The organism is Streptomyces echinoruber, assembly GCF_014651135.1.
Classification (GTDB): Bacteria; Actinomycetota; Actinomycetes; order Streptomycetales; family Streptomycetaceae; genus Streptomyces; species Streptomyces echinoruber.
In genome coordinates this window covers 126217-149728 of sequence record NZ_BMWH01000013.1, presented here as the reverse complement: position 1 = coordinate 149728, position 23512 = coordinate 126217, and the positions used below count along the sequence as shown (strand labels likewise).

The 23512-nt window shown below is 74.8% G+C and carries 23 protein-coding genes; 7 read left to right on the top strand and 16 right to left on the bottom strand.

Going from position 1 to position 23512, the window contains the following annotated elements:
* The first annotated feature begins 97 nt into the window (after nt 1–97).
* Both IE225_RS17090 and IE225_RS17085 read left to right on the top strand, forming a co-directional pair.
* Nucleotides 98–796, top strand: coding sequence for a hypothetical protein (locus tag IE225_RS17090; RefSeq protein WP_190058421.1), 699 nt, complete (start codon nt 98–100; stop codon nt 794–796).
* Between the two features lie 259 nt (nt 797–1055).
* On the top strand, nt 1056–1520 hold the full coding sequence (locus tag IE225_RS17085; RefSeq protein ID WP_190058388.1) for a DUF6314 family protein: 465 nt from the start codon (nt 1056–1058) through the stop codon (nt 1518–1520).
* A gap of 7 nt (nt 1521–1527) precedes the next feature.
* Here the strand turns inward: IE225_RS17085 and IE225_RS17080 are convergent, their stop codons facing one another.
* The gene (locus IE225_RS17080) at nt 1528–1989 is read right to left on the bottom strand and encodes a GNAT family N-acetyltransferase (protein ID WP_190058387.1); all 462 of its coding nucleotides are present in this window, start codon (nt 1987–1989) and stop codon (nt 1528–1530) included.
* An 18-nt stretch (nt 1990–2007) separates the two neighbouring features.
* Entirely contained in the window at nt 2008–3522 is a 1515-nt protein-coding gene (locus IE225_RS17075) for an aminotransferase-like domain-containing protein (RefSeq protein WP_190058386.1), read from the bottom strand.
* On the opposite strand from IE225_RS17075, the gene IE225_RS17070 reads away from it, so the two are divergent.
* Both IE225_RS17070 and IE225_RS17065 read left to right on the top strand, forming a co-directional pair.
* Nucleotides 3521–4465 carry a DMT family transporter gene (locus tag IE225_RS17070; protein WP_190058385.1) on the top strand — a complete coding sequence of 315 codons (945 nt, stop codon included), beginning with the start codon at nt 3521–3523 and terminating at the stop codon, nt 4463–4465. The two genes, IE225_RS17075 and IE225_RS17070, sit on opposite strands and share 2 nt — an antisense overlap.
* A 109-nt stretch (nt 4466–4574) precedes the next feature.
* Nucleotides 4575–4778 carry a DUF1918 domain-containing protein gene (locus IE225_RS17065; protein WP_190058384.1) on the top strand — a complete coding sequence of 68 codons (204 nt, stop codon included), beginning with the start codon at nt 4575–4577 and terminating at the stop codon, nt 4776–4778.
* Nucleotides 4779–4791: 13 nt separating this feature from the next.
* Here the strand turns inward: IE225_RS17065 and IE225_RS17060 are convergent, their stop codons facing one another.
* Nucleotides 4792–6084 carry a glycoside hydrolase family 10-like protein gene (locus tag IE225_RS17060; RefSeq protein WP_190058383.1) on the bottom strand — a complete coding sequence of 431 codons (1293 nt, stop codon included), beginning with the start codon at nt 6082–6084 and terminating at the stop codon, nt 4792–4794.
* 255 nt (nt 6085–6339) lie between these two features.
* Between IE225_RS17060 and IE225_RS17055 the strand changes: the two genes are divergently transcribed.
* A complete protein-coding gene (locus IE225_RS17055; protein WP_190058382.1) occupies nt 6340–7212 on the top strand; it encodes a 3-hydroxybutyryl-CoA dehydrogenase in 873 nt (290 codons plus the stop codon).
* 257 nt (nt 7213–7469) lie between these two features.
* Nucleotides 7470–7727, top strand: a complete 258-nt coding sequence (locus IE225_RS17050; protein ID WP_190058381.1) for a hypothetical protein — start codon at nt 7470–7472, stop codon at nt 7725–7727.
* Nucleotides 7728–7861: 134 nt separating this feature from the next.
* Here the strand turns inward: IE225_RS17050 and IE225_RS17045 are convergent, their stop codons facing one another.
* The 10 genes from IE225_RS17045 to infC all read right to left on the bottom strand — a co-directional run bounded on the left by IE225_RS17045 (nt 7862) and on the right by infC (nt 19132).
* Nucleotides 7862–8407, bottom strand: a complete 546-nt coding sequence (locus IE225_RS17045; RefSeq protein WP_190058380.1) for an NUDIX hydrolase — start codon at nt 8405–8407, stop codon at nt 7862–7864.
* Nucleotides 8408–8690: 283 nt separating this feature from the next.
* Nucleotides 8691–10031, bottom strand: coding sequence for an NsdA family TPR-like regulatory protein (locus tag IE225_RS17040; protein ID WP_190058379.1), 1341 nt, complete (start codon nt 10029–10031; stop codon nt 8691–8693).
* 271 nt (nt 10032–10302) lie between these two features.
* Nucleotides 10303–11463, bottom strand: a complete 1161-nt coding sequence (locus tag IE225_RS17035) for a PP2C family protein-serine/threonine phosphatase (RefSeq protein ID WP_190058378.1) — start codon at nt 11461–11463, stop codon at nt 10303–10305.
* A gap of 184 nt (nt 11464–11647) precedes the next feature.
* Nucleotides 11648–14155, bottom strand: a complete 2508-nt coding sequence (pheT, locus tag IE225_RS17030) for a phenylalanine--tRNA ligase subunit beta (protein WP_190058377.1) — start codon at nt 14153–14155, stop codon at nt 11648–11650.
* Complete coding sequence (gene pheS / locus IE225_RS17025) at nt 14155–15276, bottom strand: phenylalanine--tRNA ligase subunit alpha (protein WP_190058376.1); 1122 nt, start codon at nt 15274–15276, stop codon at nt 14155–14157. Before pheS ends, pheT begins: the two co-directional genes overlap by 1 nt.
* 162 nt (nt 15277–15438) lie before the next feature.
* Nucleotides 15439–16635 carry a sensor histidine kinase gene (locus tag IE225_RS17020; protein WP_190058375.1) on the bottom strand — a complete coding sequence of 399 codons (1197 nt, stop codon included), beginning with the start codon at nt 16633–16635 and terminating at the stop codon, nt 15439–15441.
* A gap of 54 nt (nt 16636–16689) precedes the next feature.
* Complete coding sequence (locus IE225_RS17015; protein ID WP_190058374.1) at nt 16690–17553, bottom strand: TrmH family RNA methyltransferase; 864 nt, start codon at nt 17551–17553, stop codon at nt 16690–16692.
* A 142-nt stretch (nt 17554–17695) separates the two neighbouring features.
* The gene (rplT, locus tag IE225_RS17010; RefSeq protein WP_190058373.1) at nt 17696–18079 is read right to left on the bottom strand and encodes a 50S ribosomal protein L20; all 384 of its coding nucleotides are present in this window, start codon (nt 18077–18079) and stop codon (nt 17696–17698) included.
* Between the two features lie 101 nt (nt 18080–18180).
* A complete protein-coding gene (gene rpmI / locus IE225_RS17005) occupies nt 18181–18375 on the bottom strand; it encodes a 50S ribosomal protein L35 (RefSeq protein ID WP_190058372.1) in 195 nt (64 codons plus the stop codon).
* 130 nt (nt 18376–18505) lie between these two features.
* The gene (gene infC / locus IE225_RS17000; RefSeq protein WP_229879630.1) at nt 18506–19132 is read right to left on the bottom strand and encodes a translation initiation factor IF-3; all 627 of its coding nucleotides are present in this window, start codon (nt 19130–19132) and stop codon (nt 18506–18508) included.
* Between the two features lie 525 nt (nt 19133–19657).
* Between infC and IE225_RS16995 the strand changes: the two genes are divergently transcribed.
* Entirely contained in the window at nt 19658–20026 is a 369-nt protein-coding gene (locus IE225_RS16995) for a DUF1844 domain-containing protein (protein ID WP_190058370.1), read from the top strand.
* Nucleotides 20027–20102: 76 nt separating this feature from the next.
* Here IE225_RS16995 and IE225_RS16990 read toward each other — a convergent pair whose 3' ends face one another.
* The 3 genes from IE225_RS16990 to IE225_RS16980 form a co-directional block, all read right to left on the bottom strand.
* Nucleotides 20103–20882 (bottom strand): SseB family protein, encoded by a 780-nt coding sequence (locus tag IE225_RS16990; protein ID WP_190058369.1) that lies wholly within the window; start codon nt 20880–20882, stop codon nt 20103–20105.
* A gap of 455 nt (nt 20883–21337) precedes the next feature.
* Nucleotides 21338–22618, bottom strand: coding sequence for a type VII secretion-associated serine protease mycosin (gene mycP / locus IE225_RS16985; protein WP_373303208.1), 1281 nt, complete (start codon nt 22616–22618; stop codon nt 21338–21340).
* Complete coding sequence (locus IE225_RS16980; protein WP_229879625.1) at nt 22615–23430, bottom strand: hypothetical protein; 816 nt, start codon at nt 23428–23430, stop codon at nt 22615–22617. Before IE225_RS16980 ends, mycP begins: the two co-directional genes overlap by 4 nt.
* Nucleotides 23431–23512: the final 82 nt, after the last annotated feature.

Sequence of the window (23512 nt, the reverse complement as noted above, 5' to 3'; positions counted from 1 at the left end):
CGGCATGACTATACGTTTCACTGCACGTTTATGCAATAGTGTGCATCAGTATGCGGACGGGGCCGCACCGCCCGGCATGATGGCCGCCATGATGGCCATGACTCCGATCACCGGTCTTGACCTGGCCGGTTTCACCGAACGGGAGCAGGGGGTGTGGACCGACGCGCGGGGGCTCGTGCTGTCGGTGCACTTCTTCCCGCTCGTGCCGGACCTGCCGGCCCCGCTGGAGGACCCCGGGCGGCTGTGCGCCGGGCTCGCGCAGGGGGCGGCGGCGGCCGGTGGCGGACTGATCGAGGCGGCCTTCGGGACCGTCGGCGGGGTGCCGGCGGTGCGCCAGCTGATCAAGGTGCCGCGGCCGAACGGGCACGGCCAGGTCTTCCTGGGCTCCTGGACGCTGCCGAAGGCCGGCTGCAGCACGGTGCTGAAGGTGCAGGCCACCGAGGGCGCGACGACCGGTGTGCGAGAGGCGGCGGTCATGGCCCGGGTGGGCCCCGCGGACTACTTCCGCCCCCACCCCTACGCGCCCGGCCTGCGGGGCGGGCTGCCGTACCACGTCGCCGACCACGAGCAGTGGGACGCCCACTTCCCCGACCATCCGCTCACCCTGGTCCGCGCGGCCCTGCACCGGATCACCCCGACGGTCACGCTGGACGACCGGTTCAAGACCCTGCCCCCGTTCGGCGGCCCGGCGACGCGTCCGCCCGCCGTGCCGCCGCCTGCTGCGCCCCCGCCCGCCGCGCCGCCGCCTCCGGCGCCGGCCAGGCGCGGCTGGTTCCGCCGCGGCGGGCAGGGCTGACCGCGCCGGGGGCGACGACGGCGGCACGGCGGGCGCGGGGACCGGGAGGACGGCCGAGGCCGCCGGGGCGACGGTGACGATCGGACCGATTCTCCAGCGGGTCCGGGTGCGTGACATGGATGCTCCACGGCTCCGCACCCGGAAACCGGGCTTTCGAAATGCCGGACACCGGTCAGAAATCCGAACGGCACCATAGAAAGGCCGGTGGGCGTCCTTGGGCGTGCGGCAACCGGTGGGCGACGAGAGGCGGAAGGACGGCATGGAGGAGTTCTGGCCGGTGGCCGACGCGCTGGCGTACCTGGCGGGGACGTGGCGGATCGAGCGGTCGGTGCGGGACCTCGCGGGCGGCGACGAGGGCCGGTTCACCGGGACGGCCGTCCTGCGCCCCCTGCCGGAGGAGGAGGGGGAGGGGGAGGGGGAGGGCGGGCTGCGCTACGAGGAGTCCGGCACGTTCGTCTGGCGGGGCACCGCCCGTGCCGCCGGGCGTGTGCTGCGCTTCCTGCCCGGCCCCGCGCCGGGCACGGCCGATGTGCGCTTCGCCGACGGGCGCCCCTTCCACGATCTGGACCTGACCACCGGCCGGCACGTGGCCGAGCACCCCTGCGCGGCCGACCTGTACCGCGGCGAGTTCACCGTCCGCGGCGCCGACCGCTGGCGCACGGTGTGGCGGGTGGCCGGCCCCGCCAAGGACCTGCTGCTGACGACGGACTACACCCGCGCCTGACGGGTAGTCAGTTCGAGGGGCGGGTGCGGGGCCGGGCGAAGTACAGTGCCATCCACTGCTCCGGGCGTTCCAGCGGCCCGAAGCCCGCCTTCTCGTAGACGCCGTGCGCGTCGTGCGTGGCCAGCAGCATCCGCCGCAGCCCGTACGGCCGCAGGTGCTCGCGCACGGCCGCGACGAGGGCGGTGCCGAGGCCCTTGCCGCGCACCGACGGATCGACGTACACGTCGCACAGCCAGGCGAAGGTCGCCCGGTCGGTGACCACCCGCGCGTAGGCCACCTGCTCCCCCGTCACCGCCTCGTACACCCCGTAGTTGAGCGACCCGGCGATCGCCCGGTCCTGCTTCTCCCGCGGCCGCCCCAGCGCCCAGTAGGCGTCGGTGGACAGCCACCGGTGCACGCGGGCGGCGTCGATCCGGTCGGCGTCGGCGGAGAACTCGTAGCCGTCGGGGAGCGGCGGGGTGTCGGTCATGACGCGCATCCTCACAGCTCAACGGCGGGCTGTCGAACGGGTTTCGGCGATCGCGGCGGCCGGGCGCACCTCCTGCCACGCCGCCCGCAGCCGCCGTACCCCCTCCTCGATCTCCCCCTCCCCCGCGACCGCCGCGAAGCTCAGCCGGATGTGGGGGGCGGGGGGTTCGGCGCTGAAGTAGGGGCGGCCGGGGGTGACGGCGACGCCCGCGCGCAGGGCGGCGGCGGTCAGGGCGGATTCTCCCCCAGGGCCGAAAGCCTGGGAGGTGCCCCCAGTACCGTCGGGCAGGCGCAGCCAGAGGTGGTAGCCGCCGCGGGGGACGAACGGCAGCCCGGCCTCGGGCAGTTCCCGGCGCAGGGCGGCCGTCGTCACCTCCCGGCGCGCCGTCAGCGCGGCCGAGACGGCCCGCAGGTGGCGGGGCCAGGCGGGGGAGCCGACGAGTTCCAGCGTGGCCTCCTGCAGCGGGCGCGGCACGAAGAAGGTGTCGACGACCTGGATGGCGCGCAGCCGCTCCAGGACGGGGCCGCGGGCGGCCAGGGCGCCGACCCGGAAGCTCGGGGAGGTGGCCTTGGTGAGGGAGCAGACGTGCACGACGACGCCGTCGGGGTCCTCGGCGGCCAGCGGCGGCGGCAGCGGGCCCGCGTCCGCGTGCGCGAGCCGCCGCACGAAGTCGTCCTCGACGACGAAGGCGCCGGCCCCGCGGGCGATCCGCAGCACCTCGCCGCGCCGGTCGGGCGCGAGGACGGCGCCGGTCGGGTTCTGGAACAGCGGCTGGCAGACGAAGACGCGGGCCCCGGTGGCGCGGAAGGCGTCGGCGAGCAGTTCCGGCCGCACCCCGTCGGCGTCGACCGGCACCGGCACCGGCCTCAGGCCCGCGGCCCGCGCGATCGCCAGCATGCCCGGGTAGGTGGGCGACTCCACCAGCACCGGGGCGCCGGGCGGGGCCAGCGCGCGCAGGGCGGTGGTCAGCGCCGCCTGCCCGCCCGCGGTGATCAGCACCTCGGCGGCGGTGACCGTGCCGCCGGGGCCGCCGATGCCGCGCGCGAACCACTCCCGCAGCTCCGGCAGGCCCTCCATGGGCGGCCGCCCCCAGGCGCCGGGCCGGCGGCCCGCGCGGGCCAGCGCCGCGGACATCGCCCGCTCGGGCTGGAGCGAGGGGTGCAGGTAGCCGCCGTTGAACTCGATGACGCCCGGCGGCGGGGCGGCGAGCGAGACCAGGACGCCGGAGGCGTCCACCGTGCGCGGCACGAGGTCGGCGCCGCCGTCCGCGCTGAGCGCGACCGCCTGCCAGGAGGTGTCCCCCGCGGCGGCGGTGGCGGCGCGCGGGCGGGCCCGGAAGGCGCCGGCGCCGGGCCGGGTGACCACCAGGCCCTCCGCGGCCAGTTGCGCCAGTGCGCGCGAGACGGTCACCGGGCTCACCCGGAACCGCTCCACGAGCGCCCGGCTCGACGGCAGCTTCTCACCAGGAGAGTAGCGGTCGAGGTCCCGTCGCAGCCGTTCCGTCAACTCGCCCACGCTGTTACGCTGGTGCATGACAGCACAGAGTAGCGCTACTGCCGATGCCCGGATAGCGGTCGCTCCGGCCGGCCCCGCCCGGCCCCCGCACCCCCCGCGTGCCGCGGCCGCCCTCGGCACCCTCCAGGCCGCCCTCGGCGTCGTCGCCTTCTCCCTCACCTTCCCGGCCACCGCGTGGGGCCTGGAGAGCTTCGGCCCCTGGTCGCTGGTGGCCGTGCGCAGCGTGCTGGCCGCCCTGGTCGCGGGCGGCTGCCTGTTGGCGCTGCGCGTCCCGGTGCCCGAGCGCCGGCACTGGCCGGGCCTGGCCGTGGTGGCCGCCGGTGTCGTCGTCGGCTTCCCGCTGCTCACCACGCTCGCGCTGGAGACGTCGACCACCGCGCACGCCGCGGTCGTCGTCGGCCTGCTGCCCCTGACCACGGCCGCCTGCTCCGCCCTGCGCACCGGCAGCCGCCCCTCGCGCACCTTCTGGGCGGCCGCCCTGGCCGGGGCCGCGGCGGTGGGCGCCTTCACGGTGCGGCAGAGCGGCGGCACCCTGAACACCGCCGACGGCTTCCTCGTCGCCGCGCTGCTGGTGTGCGCCGCCGGGTACACGGAGGGCGGCCGGCTGGCCCGGGTCCTGCCGGGCTGGCAGGTCATCGGCTGGGCGCTGGTGCTGTGCCTGCCGCTGACGGTGCCCGCCGCGGCCGTCGCGCTGTCGTACGAACCCGTGCACCTCGGCGCGCACGGCGTCGCCGGGCTGCTGTGGGTCGCGCTCGGCTCGCAGTTCCTCGGGCTGGTGGTGTGGTACCGGGGCATGGCGGCCGTGGGCATCCCGCGGGCCAGTCAGTTGCAGCTCGCCCAGCCCCTGCTCACACTGGTGTGGTCGGTACTGCTGCTGCACGAGCACCTGACGGCGGCCGCCCCCCTGACGGCCGTGGCCGTGCTCGTCTGCATCGCCGTCACCCAGCGGGCGCGCGGCTGACCGAGACGGCCGCGGGACACGCACACCCGGTCCCCCCTCCGCCCCGACCGCCGTAGGCTTGGGGCGAGGGAAGACCGCAGACCTGCTTGCGCACGTAAGGAGGCCGATCATGCGGGCCACCGTGGGCGACCAGCTTGTCCAGCACGGCAGGGTGGTCGGACAGCACGACCGGGTCGGTCGGATCGTCGAAGTGATGGGCGAGGAGGGCAACCCGCCGTTCCGCGTCCGGTTCGAGGACGGGCACGAGGCCGTGTGCTCGCCCGGCCCCGACACCGAGATCCGGCACCGCGAGAGCACCTCGCCGCCGCAGTGACCGGACGGGTGCGTCAGCGCGGGGCCGGCGCCGGCTGCCGGTAGTGGTCGGCGACCACCCGCGCCATCGCCCCGATCCGGTCCGCCGCCACGTCCCGGGCGGCGAAGAAGACGTGCCCGCGCACCTGCGGGTAGTCCTCGGCGAGGGTGAGGTGCCGGGACAGCTCGGCCGGGTCCTGCCAGGCCGCGCCCTGCGCCGGGTCACCCGCCTTGTACAGCGCCTCACCCGCGTACAGCTGCGTCCGGCTGCCCCGCGCCACCTCCGCCCACCAGGCCAGCAGCGTGGCGTAGTCCGCCGGGGCATAGCCGATGTTCCAGTACAGCTGCGGCACGACGTAGTCGATCCAGCCTTCCCGCACCCAGGTGCGGGTGTCGGCGTACAGGTCGTCGTAGGTCTGCACGCCCGCCCGCGTGTCCGAGCCGCGCGCGTCGGTGGCGGCGTTGCGCCACACCCCGAAGGGGCTGATGCCGAACCGGGTGGTGGGCCGGATCTTCCCGATCCCGGCCGCGGTCTCCCGCACCAGCCGGTCGATGTTGTCGCGCCGCCACGCCGCCCTGCTCGGAAAGCCGCCGCCGTGGCGGGCGTAGGCGGCGTCGTCGTCGAAGGACCGGCCCGCCACCGGGTACGGGTAGAAGTAGTCGTCGAAGTGGACCGCGTCGACCGGGTAGCGGCGCACCGCGTCGAGCATCGCCTCCTCGACGAAGGCGCGCACCTCCGGCAGCCCCGGGTTGTAGTAGAGCTTCCCGCCGTACGCCACCACCCAGTCCGGGTGCCTGCGGGCCGGGTGGGAGGGGGCGAGCCGGGAGGGGTCGGTGTGCGTGGCGACGCGGTAGGGGTTGAACCAGGCGTGCAGCCGCAGGCCGCGCGCGTGCGCCTCGGCGACCGCGGTGCCCAGCGGGTCCCAGCCGGGGTCCTTGCCCTGGGTCCCGGTGAGGTACTGCGACCACGGCTCGTACGGCGAGGGCCACAGCGCGTCGGCCGTGGGCCGCACCTGGAAGATCACCGTGTTGAGGCGCCGGTCCACCGCCGTGTCCAGGTGGGCGAGCAGTTCGGCGCGCTGCTCGGCCGCGCTCAGGCCCGGCCGGGAGGGCCAGTCCCGGTTGGCCACCGTCGCCAGCCACACCCCGCGCATCCGCGTGGCCGCGCGCCGGCGGCCCGCCACGGCGCCCGGTGCGCCGGTCCGCGTCCCGCCGTCCGGTGCGCCGGTGCGCGTTCCGCCGCCCGGTGCGGCGGCCGCCGCTCCGTCGCCCGTCGCCAGCGCCGCCAGTGCCGCGACCGCGAACGCCCGCCGTGACAACCGCCCCACACCGCACCTCCGTACGCCCTTGCGCCCGTGCGCCCTTGTGCCCGTGCGCCCTTGTGCCCGTGCGCCCTCGCCCCGCACATCCGCGCACTCACCGAATCCTTACCATTACGGACCGTCATCCGCATCGGCATGATGCCAGACCCGCTCGATCGATCATCGATATCCGGGAGTAACGTGCACGATCGGAGCAGGCACCAACCACGGCAGCCCTGCGACGGCAGGATCAACCAGGATCAGCGCAGCGAAGGGGACGAAGTGACCGGCTTCTCTGGAGACATCGCACGGGTCGGAGTCGTGGGCTGCGGCCAGATGGGTTCGGGCATCGCCGAGGTGTGCGCCCGCGCCGGCCTGGACGTACGGGTGGCCGAGACCACCGGCGAGGCCCTGGAGATCGGCCGCACCCGGCTGTTCAACTCCCTCGGCAAGGCGGTCGAACGCGGCAAGATCTCCGAGCAGGAACGGGAGGCGACGCAGGACCGGCTGAGCTTCACCACCGACCTCGGCGAGTTCGCCGACCGGGACCTGGTGATCGAGGCCGTCGTGGAGAACGAGCAGGTCAAGACGGAGATCTTCCAGGTCCTCGACCAGGTCGTGACCCGTCCCGACGCGATCCTGGCGTCCAACACCTCCTCCATTCCGCTGGTCCGTCTGGCGGTGGCCACCTCCCGCCCGGACCAGGTCATCGGCATCCACTTCTTCAACCCGGCCCCGGTACAGAAGCTGGTCGAGCTGATTCCGGCCCTGACCACTTCCGAGGACACGATCGGCCGGGCCCAGCTCTTCGCGGAGAAGACCCTCGGCAAGCATGCGATCCGCGCCCAGGACCGCTCGGGCTTCGTCGTCAACGCCCTCCTCATCCCCTACCTGCTCTCCGCCATCCGGATGTTCGAGACCGGCATCGCCAGCCGGGAGGACATCGACAACGGCATGGAGCTGGGCTGCGCCCACCCGATGGGCCCGCTGAAGCTGGCCGACCTGATCGGCCTGGACACGGTCGCCTCGGTCGCCCAGTCGATGTACCAGGAGTACAAGGAGCCGCTGTACGCCGCTCCGCCGCTGCTGCAGCGGATGGTCGACGCCGGCCGGCTGGGCCGCAAGACCGGCTCGGGCTTCTACACCTACTCCTGAACGCCTACTCCTGAACACCTGCTCCTGAGCGCGACCGGCGGTCGCTCCCGAACGGGACCGGCGGCCGGTCACGTGCGGCGAGGCTCCGGCGTACGCGGACCCGGCCCCCACAAGGGCGCCGGGTCCGCGCCGTTCACACGCCGTGTGCGCGCCGGACCCGCATATGCCGCCCGCACACTCTCCCGCCGCGCCCGCCGGACGGGTTCACTCGTCATGCGCATGTAAGGGATGCGCATGACCCGGAAAGGAGCGAACCGGTGCCCACCGATGCCGAGCACCCCGTCGTCCATGGAGAACTCGCGGAGTTACGCCGCCGCCTCGACGTGGCGCACGCACGCGTCGAGGGCGGACTCGCCCTGCTCAACCACCGCACCGAGGAGACCGCCAAGGAGGTCGAGGAGCTGAGCAGCCGGGTGGTGACCCTGGAGCACGCCCGCTGGCCCCTGCCCTCGGTCGCGGCCCTCACCGCGGTGGGGGCGCTGGTGGTGGCGGTCTGGCAGGCCCTGGGCCGCTGAGGGCCGCTCTCCTGCCCGCCCCGGGCGACGCGGGGCCCGCGCGGACGGCCACGGCATCGCCGTCCCTTCCGAGTCTTCCGCCTCGCAGCCGCGCGCACCGGACCCCGCCCGGCGGGGACGCCGCCACGGGGGGTTCAGAGCACGGCGTCCATACCGAGCCTGAGGTGGTGCAGGAGGAGTAACGCGGCCGCCATGCCGGCGGCCGGGACCTCGCCGCGGGCGACCAGGTCGGGCACCAGCTTGAGCGGGACCCACTCCCGGCGGTCCGACTCGAAGTCGTCCACGGGGTGCCCGACGTACTCGCCCTCGTCCGACCAGTAGATGTGGTGCCGGGCGTCGGTGAGCCCATTGGAGGGCTCCACGCTCATCAGGTGGTGCAGCGGTCCCGGCCGCCAGCCGGTCTCCTCCTCCAGCTCCCGCGCGGCCGCGCGGGCGACATCCTCGCCGTCCTCGACGACGCCCGCCGCGAGCTCCCAGCCCCAGCTGTCGGTGATGAAGCGGTGCCGCCACAGCAGCAGGACCTCGTTGGCCTCGTTGACGACCGTGGCCGCCGCGACCGGCCGCAGCCGGATCAGGAAGTGGTCGAGATGCCTGCCGTCCGGCAGTTCGACATCCGCCAGGTTGACGTGGAACCAGCGGTTTGCATACACGGTTTGCTCGTTCTGTTTCGTCCACTGCACGGTTCTGCCACCTTTCGCCGGGTAAGTGGTGGCAATATCGCAGCCCGAACGGCTCGGCAGCAGGTCGCACGACGCCCCGCCCGGGGCACGGCGACAGGCGCCGGTCCGGTGACCTGTGCCTGCGGCACGGTGGACGGGCCCGGTGCGGTGCGAAAAACGGCCCCCGGTACGGCTCTTGGTGCGGCGTACGTAGGAGGCGGTCCCGGCGCGGACGACGGAGGGGGTCGAGGTACCGGGCCCACGGCGACGACGGACGGAGTCCGGGTACCGGGCCTGTGGCCCGTCACAAGGGGACGCGCAGCGCCCTGTCGATCAGTTCGGCGGCCTCGGCGGTGCCCGAACCGCCGCTGCGCACCAGGTGTTCGCGCACCTCGCGCAGCCGGTCGCGCAGCCGCCGGGACTCCATGCCGCGGACCTGCTCGGCCATCTGCACGGCCGCCGCGACCGCCTTGTCGGCGTTGCCCTGGCGCAGTTCGATCGTGCTGAGCATGGCCAGCCGGTGCACCCGGCCCCGGTCGTGGGCCGGGCTGTCCACGGCCGCCGCCGCGTGCTCCCCGGCCGCCTGCAGGTCGCCGAGGCTGAGCAGCGCCTCGGCCACCTGCACGTTGACCAGGCCCGGTTGGACATAGCCGGTCTCGTCGGGCTCGTAGCCGCGTCGGATGCGCCCGGCGGCCGTCTCGGCCCGCCGGATGCAGGACAGGGCGCTCGTGCCGTCGCCGAGGTGGGCGTACGCCTTGGCCTGCATCGCGTACAGGTCGGAGGCGAGCGCGGGGGTGATGTGCCGGCCCGCGGTGCGCAGCGCGGCCTCGGCGAAGGCCACGGCCTGCCGGTACTCCTTCATGAACAGCGACTGGTTGACCAGCAGCGCTATCACGTACGCCCCCAGGCCCCGGTCGCCGCTGGCCTTCGCCAGCCGCAGCGCCTGGTGGAAGTAGCGCTGGGCGAGTCCGTGCGCGTCGGAGTCGTAGGCGCAGATCCCGGCGATCGCCACCAGTCCGCCGGTGGCGCGGTGGAGTTGGCGGCCGGTGGCGTCGGTGTAGCTGCCGCGCAGCAGCGGCGCGGCCTCGGCGTTGAGGAAGCCGACGATGCGGGCGCGGGTCGCCACCCCGCCGGCCTTGCGGTACATCTGCTCGTAGTGGCCGCGGGCGGCGCGCAGCATCTCGATGTCGTTCTGGGTGACCCGCACCCGGCCGCCGCGGGAGACGTCCACGTCCTCCGGCGGGTTCTCCCACTCCCACACCGGCATCACGGCGGGCGTGCCGGTCAGCGCGGGCGCGCCGAGGAGATGGGGCCGCTGCTGCTCGTCGGAGCGCCACAGGGCGGTGGCGCGCTCCACGAACCCGGACAGGGTCGTGCCCTGCGGGGCGGCCGGCTCGCCGGGGACGCCGAGGCCGATGTCGTCGAGGGTGACGGGCCGGCGCAGCCGGGCGGAGAGCACCTCGCAGATCAGGTCGGGTACCTGGCCGCGGGGCCGCTGCCCCTTCAGCCACCGCGCCACCGCGGTGTGTTCGTACCGGAGCGCCAGACCGCGCGCCCGGCCCGCCTGGTTGACGTGCGCGGCCAGGCCCGCGTGCGAGATCCCGGCCTCGTCGAGGATCGCGTCGAGCAGAGTGTTGGGCTGCATCCCATGCCCCCCGAAGGCTCCGTGCGGACAGCGTAGTGGGTCTCGCTGCACACGGGGTGTGAACGGAGTGCGCGAATCCGGGCCGTGCGCGCGCTGTCGCGGAGCGTCTCCGCCCGGTTGACTGAAACACCTCGCAAGAGGCCGGTCGGGCCGCCGGCTCCCCCTCGTACAGTGCGGCGGCCCTGCCGGGCTGTTGGTGTGTTTACGGGCCGTTCCGGGGCCACTGCGGGCTTCCGGAGCCGCTGCGGGCCGTTCCGGGGCCGCTGCGGGCCTACGGCTGGGAACTCGGGACCACGGGCGGCCGGCCGGAGGCGGGCCGCCCGTGACCGGGCGCGCGGTCCTGTGCGCCCCCGGTGGGCGTGGAGCACCCGGCACGGGCCGTGTGGTGCAGGACCAGGAGCGCGACGTCGTCCTGCGGGCTTCCCCCGATGTGGCGCAGCAGACCGGCCAGCACCGTGTCCCGCACCGTCCGCGCGGTCGCCGGGCCGTCGTGGGCCACCGCCGCCAGGGTCGCCGCGAGCGGGAAGAACCGGCCACGGGGGTCCCGGGCGTCCTCCACCCCGTCCGTGTACAGCACCAGCGTCTCGCCCGGCGGCATCCGACCGCACCCGACCGCCGGGAGGTCCGCCGGCAGGGGGAAGGGGCCGAGGGGCGGGAGCGGGTCGGCCCGGGCGAGGGGCTCCACCCGGTGGCCGGTGACGCGGTACGGCCACGGATGGCCGCAGTTGAGGGCCCGCACCTCGCCCGCGTCGATCTCCAGCAGCAGGACGGTGACGAACTCCTCGGCGACCGGGTGGCCGAACTCGCCGCCGCCGGAGGGGTGTTCAGCACGGGCTCGGTCGCGCAGGTGGCGGGCGAGGGCGCGGTCCAGGCGGCGCAGGAGGCCGCCGAGGTCCGGTTCGTCGTGGGCGGCCTCCCGGAAGCTGCCGAGGAGGGCGGCGGCCGTGCCGAGGGCGGCGACGCCGTGCCCGCGGGCGTCGCCCATGACGACGCGCACGCCGTGCTCGGTGGCGACCACCTCGTACAGGTCGCCGCCGACGGTGGCGCCGCGGTCGGCGGACAGCCGGGCGGCCGCGGTGGCCAGGCCGGCGACGCACGGGGGCGGCGGACGCAGCAGGACGTCCTGCGCGGCGCCGGCGACCTTCCGGGCCTGCCGCAGCTCGCGCAGCGGGGACCGGCGGACGTGGACGACCAGGCCGGTGCCGACGGCGAAGAAGACGACGCCGGTGAGCAGGCGGGTGCCGACGCCGCCGTCCTGGGCGTGCGGGCAGGCCAGTTTGTACGCGAGCGCCGCGGCGCCCCACAGCGTGGGCAGCCCGAACGCGAGCGAGGGGCGCGGCGGCCGGCGGCGGGCGCCGCGGCGGCCGGCGCGTGCCGGGAGGGGCGGGCGCGGCCACGTCCGGCGGGGAGCCCCAGCCCTGGTGCGGATCATGCCGATGGCCCCCCATTCAGGCCGTCACAGCGCCGACGGAGCGGCCCCGAAAGGCCGCTCCGATTCTTTCGGCCGCGCGCCGGGAACGGGCCGGATCGCGCCGCGGCACCACCCGAACGAGTGAGAAGAGCCCCGCGTCCCGAGGGGGACGCGGGGCTGCTCCGGGTGCCTTCGGCGCCTTGTCTCACGCCCCCCGCAGGACGGCCCCGGTGCGCTCGGCGGCCAGCGCGACGGCCGCGTCGCGGGCCGCGGAGGCCTCCTCGACGGTCAGCGTGCGGTCGGCGGCGCGGAAGCGCAGCGCGTACGCCAGCGACTTCTTGCCGTCGCCGAGCTGCTCGGCGTTCTCGTAGACGTCGAACAGCCGGATGTCCTCCAGCAGTTCACCGGCGCCCTCGCGCAGCGCGGCCTCGACCTCGGCCTGCGGGACGGGCTTGTCGACGACGAGGGCGACGTCCTGCGTGGCGACCGGGAAGGTCGAGATCCGCGGCGCCGGGACGATGCCGCCGCCGGCCCGCTCCAGCAGGTCGAGCTCCATCTCCATGGCGCAGGTCCGCTCCGGCAGCCCCATCGCCTTGACCACCCGCGGGTGGAGTTCACCGGCGTGGCCGACGAGCGTCTCGGTGCCGTCGACCACCGCGTACAGCGCGGCGCAGCGGCCGGGGTGCCACGGCGCGTGCTGGCCGGCGCGGACGGTGAGGCGGACGCCGGCCTCGCGGGCGACGGTGCGGGCGGCCTCGACGGCGTCCGCCCAGTCGCCGGGGCGGCCCTTGCCCCACCAGCCGGACCGCTCGCGGGCGCCGGCGAGGACGACGGCGACGTGGCGCGGCTGGTGGGGCAGCGCGGCGTTGAGCGCGGCGAGGTCCTCCTCGCTGGGCCGGCGGTCGACGGGCAGCCGGGCCGGGACGCGCTCGGCGCCGGTGGGCCGGAAGACCAGGCCGGTCTCGAACAGGGCGAGGTCGTGGCTGCCGCGCCCGTCGTTGCGGCGCAGCGCGCCGAGCAGCCCCGGCAGCAGCGTCGTACGGAGCGCGGGCTCCTCGTCGGAGAGCGGGTTGAGCAGGGTGACGACCTGGCGGCGCGCGTCGTCGGCCTCGATGCCGAGCTGGTCGAGGACGGCCTGGCCGATGAACGGGTAGTTCGGCGCCTCGACGTAGCCGGCGCCGGCCAGGGCGCGGCCGACGCGGCGGTGCAGCCGCTGCCGGTCGGTCAGGCCGCGGCCCGCGGGGGGCCTGGGCAGCGTGGAGGGCAGGTTCTCGTAGCCCTCCAGGCGGATGACCTCCTCGGCGAGGTCGTTGGCCTCGCGCAGGTCGGGCCGCCAGGACGGGACGGTGACGATGAGCTCGTCCTGCCCGTAGACGTCGCAGCCGATCTCCTGCAGGCGGCGCACCACGGTCTCGCGGCCGTAGGCGACGCCCGCCACCTTGTCGGGGTGGTCGGCGGGGAGGGTGAGGGTGTGCGGCGCGGACGGCGCGATCACCTCGGTGACGCCCGCGTCGGCGGTGCCGCCGGCGAGCAGCACGAGCAGGTCGACTGTGCGCTGGGCCGCGGCGGACGCGGCCTGCGGGTCGACGCCCCGCTCGAAGCGGCGGGAGGCCTCCGAGGACAGCTTGTGGCGGCGGGCGGTGCGGGCGATGGAGACCGGGTCGAAGTGCGCGGCCTCGATGACGACCTCGGTGGTGGTGCCCCGGGTGTCGTCGATCTCCGTGTCGGCGCCGCCCATGACGCCCGCCAGGCCGATCGGGCCCCGGTCGTCGGTGATGACCAGGTCCTCCGGGTCCAGGGTGCGGGTCACGCCGTCGAGGGTGGTGAGCTTCTCCCCCGGCTGCGCCCGGCGCACGCCGATCGCGCCCTGGACGCGGCCGCGGTCGTAGGCGTGCAGGGGCTGGCCGAGCTCCAGCATCACGTAGTTGGTGACGTCGACGGCGAGCGAGATCGGGCGCATGCCCGCCTTCTGCAGCCGGCGCTGCAGCCAGATCGGGGAGCGCGCCTCGGGGTCGAGGCCGGAGACGGTGCGGGCGGTGAAGCGGTCGCAGCCGAGCGGCTCGGAGATCTTCACCGGGTAGCCGAAGGCGTTCGGCGCCGGTACGTCGAGCAGGGCCGGGTCGCGCAGCGGCAGGCCGTAGGCGATGGCGGCCTCGCGGGCGACGCCGCGCATCGACAGGCAGTAGCCGCGGTCCGGGGTGACGGCGATGTCGAGCACCTCGTCGACCAGCTCCAGCAGCTCGATCGCGTCGGCGCCGACCTCGGACTCCGGCGGCAGCACGACGATGCCCTTGGTGCCGTCGTCGCCCATGCCCAGCTCCTCGCTGGAGCAGATCATGCCGTGCGAGACCTTGCCGTAGGTCTTGCGCGCGGAGATCTCGAAGCCGCCGGGCAGCACACCGCCCGGCAGGACGACGACGACCTTGTCGCCGACCTCGAAGTTGCGGGCGCCGCAGACGATCTCCTGGGGCTCGCCGGTGCCGTTGGCCTGCCCGACGTCGACGGTGCAGAACCGGATCGGCTTCTTGAAGCCCTCCAGCTCCTCGATGGTGAGCACCTGGCCGACGACGATCGGCCCCTTGAGGTCGGCGCCGAGGCGCTCGACGGTCTCCACCTCGAGACCGACCGAAATCAGCTTCTCCTGGACGTCGCGCCCGGTTTCAGTCGCCGGCAGGTCGACGTACTCCCGCAGCCAAGAAAGCGGGACCCGCATCAGATCTCCATCCCGAACGGCCGGGTGAACCGGACGTCACCCTCGACCATGTCTCGCATGTCCTCGACGTGGTGGCGGAACATCAGCATCCGCTCGATGCCGAACCCGAAGGCGAAGCCGCTGTACTTCTCCGGGTCGACGCCGCAGGCGGTCAGCACCCGCGGGTTGACCATGCCGCAGCCGCCCAGCTCGATCCAGCCCTCGGACGAGCAGGTGCGGCAGGGCCGGTCGGGGTTGCCGACGGACTCGCCGCGGCAGACGTAGCAGACCATGTCCATCTCGGCGCTCGGCTCGGTGAACGGGAAGAAGTTCGGCCGCAGCCGGGTCTTCATGCCCTCGCCGAACAGCGACTGGACCATGTGGTCCAGGGTGCCCTTGAGGTCGGCCATGGTCAGGCCCTCGTCGACGGCCAGCAGCTCGACCTGGTGGAAGACGGGGGTGTGGGTGGCGTCCAGCTCGTCGGTGCGGTAGACGCGGCCGGGGCAGATCACGTAGACCGGCAGCTCCCGCTGGAGCAGGGAGCGGATCTGCACGGGCGAGGTGTGGGTGCGCAGCACGACGCCCGACTGCGCGCCGCCGTCGGCGCCCTGCACGAAGAAGGTGTCGTGCTCGGTGCGCGCGGGGTGGTCGGGGCCGATGTTGAGGGCGTCGAAGTTGAACCACTCGGCCTCGGCCTCGGGGCCCTCGGCGACCTCGTAGCCCATGGCGACGAAGACGTCCTCGATGCGCTCCGAGAGCGTGGTCAGCGGGTGCCGGGCGCCGGCCGGGACGCGGTCGTAGGGCAGCGTGACGTCCACGGCCTCCTCGACCAGCACGCGCGCGTCGCGCTCGGCCTCCAGCTCGGCCTGGCGGGCGGCGAGCGCCTTGTTCACGGCGCCGCGGGCCTGGCCGACGCGCTTGCCGGCCTCGGCCTTGGCGTGCGGGGGCAGGGCGCCGATCTCGCGGTTGGCGAGGGCCAGCGGGGAGGTGGGGCCGGTGTGGGCGACCTTGGCCTCGTGGAGCGCGTCGAGGGAATCCGCGGCGGCGAAGGCGGCGAGCGCCTCGTTTCGCATGCGCTCGATCTCTTCCGGTTTCAGCGCCTCGACCTCGACAGGGTCGTACGACTTGTTGGGTGCCGACATCTCTTCCCGTGCTTCCGATTTGGCTGGCTGACGGTCCCCGTCACCGACTCGCGGACGCGTTCGTCTCGAATCGCCCGGCGTTTTTGGGACGCAAGGGTGCCAAGGGCCGAGTCTAACGGTGCGGGGGGAGCGAAAGGCGCCCGCGGGTCCCTCGGCGGATGTCTACAGCAGGTGCGCCGGGGTGCCCACGGGCAGGGTAAATCGGAACTCCGCGCCGCCGCCGGGGGCGCGGCCGACGGTGATCGTGCCGCCGTGGGCCTCGACGATGCCCTTGACGATGTACAGCCCGAGTCCGGTGCCGCCGCGTTTGCTGCCCCGCCAGAAGCGGGTGAAGACGCGGTTCATGGACTCCTCCGGGATGCCGGGCCCCTCGTCGCTGACCGTGACCGACGTGGCGCTGTGGTCGCCGTGCTCGCCCTCCGCGCGCTCGCGCGGCAGGACGGTGGGCGTGATGTCAATGGTGACAGTTCCCCCGCCGTGCCGCACGGCGTTTTCGATGAGGTTGCCGAGCACCTGGTCGATCTTGTCGGGGTCGGCCCACAGGTCGGGCAGCGGCTGCTCGATGCGCAGCAGGAACCGGTCGGCGGGCTGGCCGGCGGCGACGTAGGCCTGGATGTGGCGGCCGACGGCGGCACCGATGTCGATCTTCTGGCGGCGCAGTTCGAGGCGGCCGGAGTCGATGCGGGAGATGTCGAGCAGTTCGGCGATGAGCCGGGTGACGCGGTCGGCGTCCGCGTCCACCGTCTCCAGCATCAGCCGTTTCTGGTCGTCGGTGAACCTCTCCCACTTGACCAGCAGGGTCGCGGTGAAGCCCTTGACGGAGGTGAGCGGGGAGCGCAGTTCGTGGGCGACGGTGGCGATCAGCTCGGCGTGGCTGCGCTCGGTGCGGCGGCGGGCCTCGGTGTCGCGCAGGCAGACCACGACACGGTGGACGGGCCCGGCGGGGCGGGTGCGGACGTAGCGGGCGGAGACGAGGACCTCGCGTCCGCCGGGCAGCAGCAGGTTGCGCTCCGGCTGGCCGCGGCGGATGGCGAGCCCCCCGTAGGGGTCGGTGAGCTGCCACCAGCGGCGGCCCTCCAGGTCCTCTAACGGCAGGGCCTTCTCCAGCCGCTGCCCGAGGGCCTCCTCGGCGGGCAGGGCGGTGATGCGGGCGGCCGCCGCGTTGAAGCAGACGACGCGGCCGTGCTCGTCGGCGACGACGAGGCCGTCGGGCAGGTCGTCGGGGTCGACGCCGAGGCCGGCGGGGTCGACGCCGAGGCCGGCGGGGCCGACGCCGGGGCCGGCGGCGCCGCCGTGCCGGGGCGCGGGCAGGCGGTGGGCGTCCCGGTCACCGGGTGCGCTGCTGGTGCCGACGCTCATCGCCGCAACCCCACCTCTCTCGCGGTGCAGTGGGCCCCTGAGCTGGTCACCCTACTAGTTTCCGGGGACGCGGCGGCACCCTCCGGGGGCGCGCTGCGCACGGGCCGACGCGTAGAGACATACGGCCGCGGCGGTCGCGAGGTTCAGGCTCTCCGCCCGGCCGTGCAGGGGCACCCGGACCACGGCGTCGGCCAGCGCCCGGGTCTCCTCCGGCAGGCCCCACGCCTCGTTGCCGAACACCCAGGCGGTGGGGCCGCCCATGGTGCCCTTGTCGAGCTCCTCGTCGAGGTCGTGCGGCCCGGCGCCGTCGGCGGCCAGGACGCGCACGCCGCTCTCCCGCAGCCCGGTCACGGCCCGCTCGACGGGGACGCCGACGGCGACGGGCAGGTGGAAGTGGGAGCCGACGGAGGCACGGACCGCCTTGGGGTTGTACAGGTCGACGGAGGCGTCGGTGAGGACGACGGCGTCGGCGCCGGCCGCGTCGGCGCAGCGCAGCACCGTGCCGGCGTTGCCGGGGTCGCGGACGTGGGCGAGGACGGCGACGAGGCGGGGGCGGGCGGCGAGGATCGCGTCGAACGGCGTGTCCACGAACCGGCAGATGCCGACCAGGCCCTGCGGGGTGACCGTGGTGGAGATCGCGGCGATGACGTCGTCGCAGGCCAGGTGGAGGCGCGCGCCGGCGGCCCGGGCCGCGGCCAGGATGTCGGTGTGACGCTCGGCGGCCTCCGGGGTCGCGAACAGCTCCACCAGCGTGCCCCGGCCGTCCGCCGCGCGGTGTCCCGCCGCCTCCCGCACCGCCTGCGGCCCCTCCGCGAGGAACAGCCGCTCCTTGCTCCGGAAGTTCCGCTTGGCCAGCCGCCGGGCGGCGGTGACGCGGGGGGAGCGGGGGGAGATCGGCTCGGGGGCGGCGGGGGGCATGGGGTTACTTTCCGCTAGGTCTTTTCCGGCAGGTCTTTTCCGGGCTGTGGCGACGGCGGGGTACGGCACCCGGACACGACCGGACCCGCAGGCCGTAACGGCCTGCGGGTCCGGTGCGTCACGTCGGCTCGGCCGGCGCGGCTCAGGCCGCCTTCGGCGCGTTCACGTCGCTCGGCAGGGCCTTCTGCGCGACCTCGACGAGCGCGGCGAACGCCGGGGCGTCGTTGACGGCGAGCTCGGCGAGGATCTTGCGGTCCACCTCGACGTTGGCGGCCTTCAGACCCTGGATGAAGCGGTTGTAGGTGAGGCCGTTGGCGCGGGCCGCGGCGTTGATGCGCTGGATCCACAGCTGACGGAAGTCGCCCTTGCGCTTCTTGCGGTGGTCGTAGTTGTAGACCAGCGAGTGGGTGACCTGCTCCTTGGCCTTGCGGTAGAGGCGAGAACGCTGACCGCGGTAGCCGGAGGCCTGCTCGAGGATCGCCCGGCGCTTCTTGTGGGCGTTGACTGCCCGCTTGACGCGTGCCACTTCTTAACTCCTTGTAGCGGGGCCGTGGGGTCCTCACACGGCCCGGAAACGACTAGGTCCCGGTGTCTGACGTACGGCTGCGGCGCGGGGGCGCCGAGGCGTCACTTGCCCAGAAGCTTCTTGATCTTCTTGGTGTCGCCCGGGGCCATCTCGGCGTTGCCGGTGAGGCGACGCGTCACGCGGGACGACTTGTGCTCGAGCAGGTGGCGCTTGCCGGAGCGCTCACGGAGCACCTTGCCGGAGCCGGTGATCTTGAAGCGCTTACTGGCACCGCTGTGCGTCTTGTTCTTCGGCATAGCGCCGTTCTCTCCTCGTCGGTGGCGCTCCCGTGCCCGGTCCTGGAACCGGGCACGAGGAAGCGTCGCTCTTACTTCTTCGGTTACGGACCCGGGGCGCTGCCGGTGCGGCGTCCCGGGCGGGTGAGGATCACGCCTCGGCGGATCCGGAGGACGTCTCCTGCTCCTGCTTGGCGCCCCCGCGGCCCTGGCGGCCGGCCTTGCGGGCCTCCTGGGCCTGCCGGGCCTCGGCCATCGCCTCGGTCTTCTTCTTGTGCGGACCGAGGACCATGATCATGTTGCGGCCGTCCTGCTTCGGGTTCGACTCGACGAACCCGAGGTCCTGGACGTCCTCCGCGAGGCGCTGCAGCAGTCGGTAGCCCAGCTCGGGGCGGGACTGCTCACGACCGCGGAACATGATCGTGATCTTGACCTTGTCGCCCTGCTTGAGGAACCGGACGACGTGACCCTTCTTGGTGTCGTAGTCGTGCGGGTCGATCTTCGGCCGGAGCTTCATCTCCTTGATGACCGTGTGCGCCTGGTTCTTGCGCGCCTCACGGGCCTTCATGGCCGACTCGTACTTGAACTTCCCGTAGTCCATGAGCTTGCACACGGGCGGACGGGCGTTCGCCGCGACCTCGACGAGGTCGAGGTCGTACTCCTGCGCAAGCTCCAGGGCCTTGGCAAGCGGGACGATGCCTACCTGCTCGCCACTGGGACCGACAAGTCGCACCTCGGGAACGCGAATCCGGTCGTTGATGCGGGGCTCGGCGCTGATGGATCCTCCTCGGTTGCACCACGCGACGGTCTGGCGGACAGCCGCGTAACGTCTGTGTTCGTAAGACCAAACCGCGCCGGCGCACAAAATATGCCCCGGACGATCACAGGCGGGGCTCCTCGAACTACCGGAGCACCGCCGCGGTGACCGCGGGGCGCGCTCTCGGGCGGGCCGTCATCCCGGGGATGACGCCGCCTGACCGGTGACCCGCCGTCCCTCGGGACGGCCAGGTGGGAGTTCGGAAGCCTCCACTTGTGGTCGGGCCCGCCTGCCGTTCCCTCTGCGGGGGCACGCGTGTCCGACCGGTCGTCACACAAGGCTAGCACCTCGCCGGGGGCGGTGCGAATCCGCAGGTGCGCGGCATCCGCCCGCCGAGTCCGGGGTGTCCGCCCGCCGAGTCCGGGGTGTCCGCCCGCCGAGTCCGGGGTGTCCGCCCACCGAGTCCGGGGGCATCCGCCTCCCGCGGACGGGGGTATCCGCCTCCCGCGGACGGCCGCGGTCCGCGCGGCGCCTATCGTGTGGGGCATGAGTGACACCTCCCCCTCGGCCACCCCCGAGCAGCCCGACTTCGACGCCATGACCCGTGACATCGCCGAGGTCCCGGCGGTCGAGGTGATCGTGACGGTCGCCGTGAACCTGATGAGCGCGGCCGCCGTGAAGCTCGGCCTGTCCGAGGAGGGCGACAAGTACAAGGACCTGGACGAGGCCCGCAAGCTGGTGCACGCGCTGGCCGGTCTGCTGGACGCGAGCGCCACCGAGATCAGCTCGTTCCACGCGGCGCCGCTGCGCGACGGCCTGAAGTCGCTGCAGCTGGCGTTCCGCGAGGCGTCGCTCGTCCCGGACGAGCCGGGTCAGGGCCCGGGCGAGAAGTACACGGGCCCGGTCTTCGGCTGACCCGCCCGCCGCGCGCCCGTCCGGCCCGTCCCGCCGGGGACGTCCGGCCCGCCCGCCGGAGACGTCCGTACGCCCGCTACGGGCGGACGTACAGGGGCTGTCCCGGCGGCACGGTCCCGGGCGGCAGCAGCGCCAGGTCCAGGCCGCGCACCAGGCGGGCGCGCAGCGTCTCGTCGTCGGCCAGGCGCCGGGCCACCGCCTGCGCGGCCTGCGCGGGGACGGCTTCCGCGTCGAGGACGAGCGCCAGGGTGCCGTCGGCCCGGCCGGGCCCGAGGTGGGCGCGTACGACGGCGGGCTCGGCGGCCACCGCCGCGCGCACCGCCTCGACGACGGCCGGGTCGGCGAGCGGGTCGGTCGCGGTGCGGCCCTCGGCGAGCGCGATCAGCGCCGGGCGGGTCAGCTCGTAGGGCACGGGCCCGGCCACGTCGAGGACGATCGTGTCGGCCCGCTCGTGCGCGGCGGCCTGCAGGGCGCGGTGCAGGGGCACGGCGACGGGGCGGGCGGCCGGGTTCCAGCGGGCCAGCGCGTCGGTGGAGGTGAAGGCGGGCAGCGCGGTGCGGCCGCGGGCCTTCAGCGTGGGAACGGCCATCTCGCTGGTCTTCTCGCGGCGCAACCCGCCCACCCGTCTCCCGCCACCACCCTTGCAAGGAGCTTCGCGCTCCTCCTGATCGTCCTCCTCGACCTCCCCGAGCACCGCCACCACCGGCACCAGCAGGCGGGCGTCCCGCAGCGCCCGCAGGACGGGCTCCTCGGCGGTGCGGTCCTCGGCCCACGCGGCGAGCGCGGCGCTCAGCCGGGGATCGGCGGAGCCGTCGTCATCGGGGAAGTCGGGGTCGGGAATGTTCGTGTTCGCCACGACCCCGACCCTATCGGGGCCGTATCGGGGGGATGCCGCTGGGCCTGCGCGCGGACGGAGACCGGACGGCCACGCCTCTCACGGCTTTCTCAGGGCCCTTTCTCATGTCCGCCGACCCGGCTTTCACCCCGGCCAAGGGCGCGCACAGCCCCGTGCCCGGCATCGCGGGGCACGGAGTCCCGCAGAGCCCGCCGTCGCCGCCACGCCCGCCGCCCCCGGCTGCGGCGCCGTCTGTCTCCGCGCCGGCCGCGGCGACCGGCTCACGCCGCTGCGGCAGGTGTTCGGTGACGACGGCGGCTCGGAGCCGAGCGCGGCCTCCCGCGCCCGGGTCCAGGGGTTGCTGCGGCGGATCGCGGCCGGGAAGCGGCGTCGGGCTCAGCGGTCGGCCGTCGGGCTCAGCGGTCGGCCGTCGGGCTCAGCGGTCGGCCATCGGGCTCAGCGGTCGGCCATCGGGCTCAGCGGTCGGCCGTCGGGAAGGCGGTGTCGGTGTTCCGGCGGCGGGCGCCGCGCCACAGGCCGGCCGCGGCGACCAGGAGAACCCCGCCGGCGCTGCCCGCGAGCGGCCCCGCCCAGCCGGAGGTGCCGCCGGCGGCCGCGGCCTCGTCGGGGCCGGGCCCGAAGTACTTCTCGCCGTACGCGGCCGGGCGCAGGCCCTCCGGTTTCAGGCGGGCGGCCGCCCTCAGGGCGGCGGCGGGGTCGACGAGGCCGAAGCCGCGGGAGTCGTCCCGGCCGCCCGCCGGGGCGTTGCGCGCGGTGTCCTCCAGGAGCTTCTTGATCTGCGCGGGCGTCAGGTCCGGGTGGGCGGCCTTGACCAGGGCGGCCGCGCCGGAGACGAACGCGGAGGCGGCGCTGGTGCCCCAGCCCTCGTAGTAGCGGTGGTCCGGGTCGGCGATGACGACGTCGACGCCGGGGGCGCTGACCGTGGCGTACCAGCGGCGGGTGGAGAAGGAGGCGCGGGTGCCGTAGCGGTCGACGGCGGTCGCGGCGATCACGCCCGGGTAGGCGGCCGGGTAGGAGATGTGGTCGCCCTTCTCGCCGCCGTTGCCGGCCGAGGCGACGACGACGGCGCCCTTCTTCAGGGCGTACTGGACGGCCTCGTCCTCGGCGGGTTCGGGGTGGGCGGAGGCGGAGTCGTCGCCGAGGGAGAGATTGATGACGTCGGCGCCGTGGTCGGCGGCCCAGCGGATGCCCTCGGCGAGGGCGTTGCCACGGGTGGTGCGGGCGCGGGCGCGGGCGGGGTCGCCGTCCTCCAGGATCACGCGCACGGGCAGGATCTTCGCCTCGGGCGCGATGCCCATGACGCCGTCGGCGCCTCCGGGACCGTGGCCGTGGCCGGCGATGATGCCGGCCATCGCGGTGCCGTGCCGGGCCCAGGCCCGCTCGCCCTGCCGGGCGCCGAACCCGATCATGTCCTTGCCGGGCAGGACGTTGCCGGCCAGGTCGGGGTGGTCGGCCTCGACGCCGGTGTCGAGGACGGCGACGGTGACGCCCTTGCCCTTGGTGGTGCGCCAGGCCTCCTGGGTGTGCAGGGCGTCCAGGGCCCACTGCCGGGCGCGTATGCCGTCGGCGTACGCGGCGGGGGCGGGCACGACGGCGAGGCAGGCGGCGAGCAGGGCGCCTAGCAGCCCGGTGCGTATGGTCCTTCCTCTCCTGCCCGGGGTCCCGCCCGGGGTCCTGTCCGAAGACGTGCGCGGGGATGTTCCCGGGGTCCCGCCCGGAGACATGCGCGGGGTCATGAGGGCTGCTCCGTGGCCGGGTCGACGTGCCGGCGCAGGGCGCGTTCGACGCGGTCGGCGAGGCCCTGCGCCTCGTGGCCGAGGCCCGCCTGGGCGACGGCCGAGGTGGCGCCGGCGCGCAGCGCCTCCGCGGCGGGCTGCGGGGTGTCGACGGTGCGACCGTCGGCCCAGCCGGAGACGGCGTAGACGACGACGGGGGCGTCGGTGAGCACGGAGATCGTCCAGGAGGCGCGCTGGTGGTCGCCGAAGCCGGCGGCGACGGTGCCCTTGGGGGCGTAGGTGCGGGGCACGAGGTCGGTGCGCTCGGCCAGGTGCTCGGTGTCGAAACGGGCGCGCAGTGCGGTCATGGTGGCCGCGTCGGCCTTGGTGAACAGCAGGCCGACGGTGGTGACGTAGCTCTCGGTGGCGTCCGTGTAGGTGGCCCGCAGCAGGCGTCGGCAGCCGAGGGGGGCGAGGGTCCGGCCCAGCAGCGGGTCGAAGGCGTGCGCGCAGCCGCCGTCCGGGGCGACGGCGATACGGGTCCAGGTGCGGTCGGCGCCGCCCGGGCCGGCGCCGCGGCCCTCCACCGTGGGCGGGAACAACTGGTCCACGGGCAGGCTGTGCCACAGGCCGCCGGCCGCCGCGAAGCCGCCGTCCGCGCCGCTCCCGCCGGAGTCGCCGGTGAGCCAGCTGCCGGTCGCGGCACCGCCGATGAGTCCGAGCCCGAGGACGAGGCAGGCGGCCGCCGCGGCGGTGCGCGGCCCCACCCGCACGCCGAGCGGGCGCGGCCGGGCGTGCGCGTCGTACCCCTCCGGCTGCCCGAACGACACCACGGGCCGCGTTCCCGGCACCGTTCCCGGCGCGCCGAAGGCGCTCCAGGACCGCGCCGGGTCGAATCCGGCGGGCGGCGGGGAG

What these genes read in the sequence shown, in the direction of transcription:
- IE225_RS17090 (WP_190058421.1), top strand. Translation starts at nt 98, where the DNA reads ATGACTCCGATCACCGGTCTTGACCTGGCCGGTTTCACCGAACGGGAG.
- IE225_RS17085 (WP_190058388.1), top strand. Translation starts at nt 1,056, where the DNA reads ATGGAGGAGTTCTGGCCGGTGGCCGACGCGCTGGCGTACCTGGCGGGG.
- IE225_RS17080 (WP_190058387.1), bottom strand. Translation starts at nt 1,989, where the DNA reads ATGACCGACACCCCGCCGCTCCCCGACGGCTACGAGTTCTCCGCCGAC.
- IE225_RS17070 (WP_190058385.1), top strand. Translation starts at nt 3,521, where the DNA reads ATGACAGCACAGAGTAGCGCTACTGCCGATGCCCGGATAGCGGTCGCT.
- IE225_RS17075 (WP_190058386.1), bottom strand. Translation starts at nt 3,522, where the DNA reads ATGCACCAGCGTAACAGCGTGGGCGAGTTGACGGAACGGCTGCGACGG.
- IE225_RS17065 (WP_190058384.1), top strand. Translation starts at nt 4,575, where the DNA reads ATGCGGGCCACCGTGGGCGACCAGCTTGTCCAGCACGGCAGGGTGGTC.
- IE225_RS17040 (WP_190058379.1), bottom strand. Translation starts at nt 10,031, where the DNA reads ATGCAGCCCAACACTCTGCTCGACGCGATCCTCGACGAGGCCGGGATC.
- IE225_RS17035 (WP_190058378.1), bottom strand. Translation starts at nt 11,463, where the DNA reads ATGATCCGCACCAGGGCTGGGGCTCCCCGCCGGACGTGGCCGCGCCCG.
- pheT (WP_190058377.1), bottom strand. Translation starts at nt 14,155, where the DNA reads ATGCGGGTCCCGCTTTCTTGGCTGCGGGAGTACGTCGACCTGCCGGCG.
- pheS (WP_190058376.1), bottom strand. Translation starts at nt 15,276, where the DNA reads ATGTCGGCACCCAACAAGTCGTACGACCCTGTCGAGGTCGAGGCGCTG.
- IE225_RS17020 (WP_190058375.1), bottom strand. Translation starts at nt 16,635, where the DNA reads ATGAGCGTCGGCACCAGCAGCGCACCCGGTGACCGGGACGCCCACCGC.
- IE225_RS17015 (WP_190058374.1), bottom strand. Translation starts at nt 17,553, where the DNA reads ATGCCCCCCGCCGCCCCCGAGCCGATCTCCCCCCGCTCCCCCCGCGTC.
- rpmI (WP_190058372.1), bottom strand. Translation starts at nt 18,375, where the DNA reads ATGCCGAAGAACAAGACGCACAGCGGTGCCAGTAAGCGCTTCAAGATC.
- IE225_RS16995 (WP_190058370.1), top strand. Translation starts at nt 19,658, where the DNA reads ATGAGTGACACCTCCCCCTCGGCCACCCCCGAGCAGCCCGACTTCGAC.
- mycP (WP_373303208.1), bottom strand. Translation starts at nt 22,618, where the DNA reads ATGACCCCGCGCATGTCTCCGGGCGGGACCCCGGGAACATCCCCGCGC.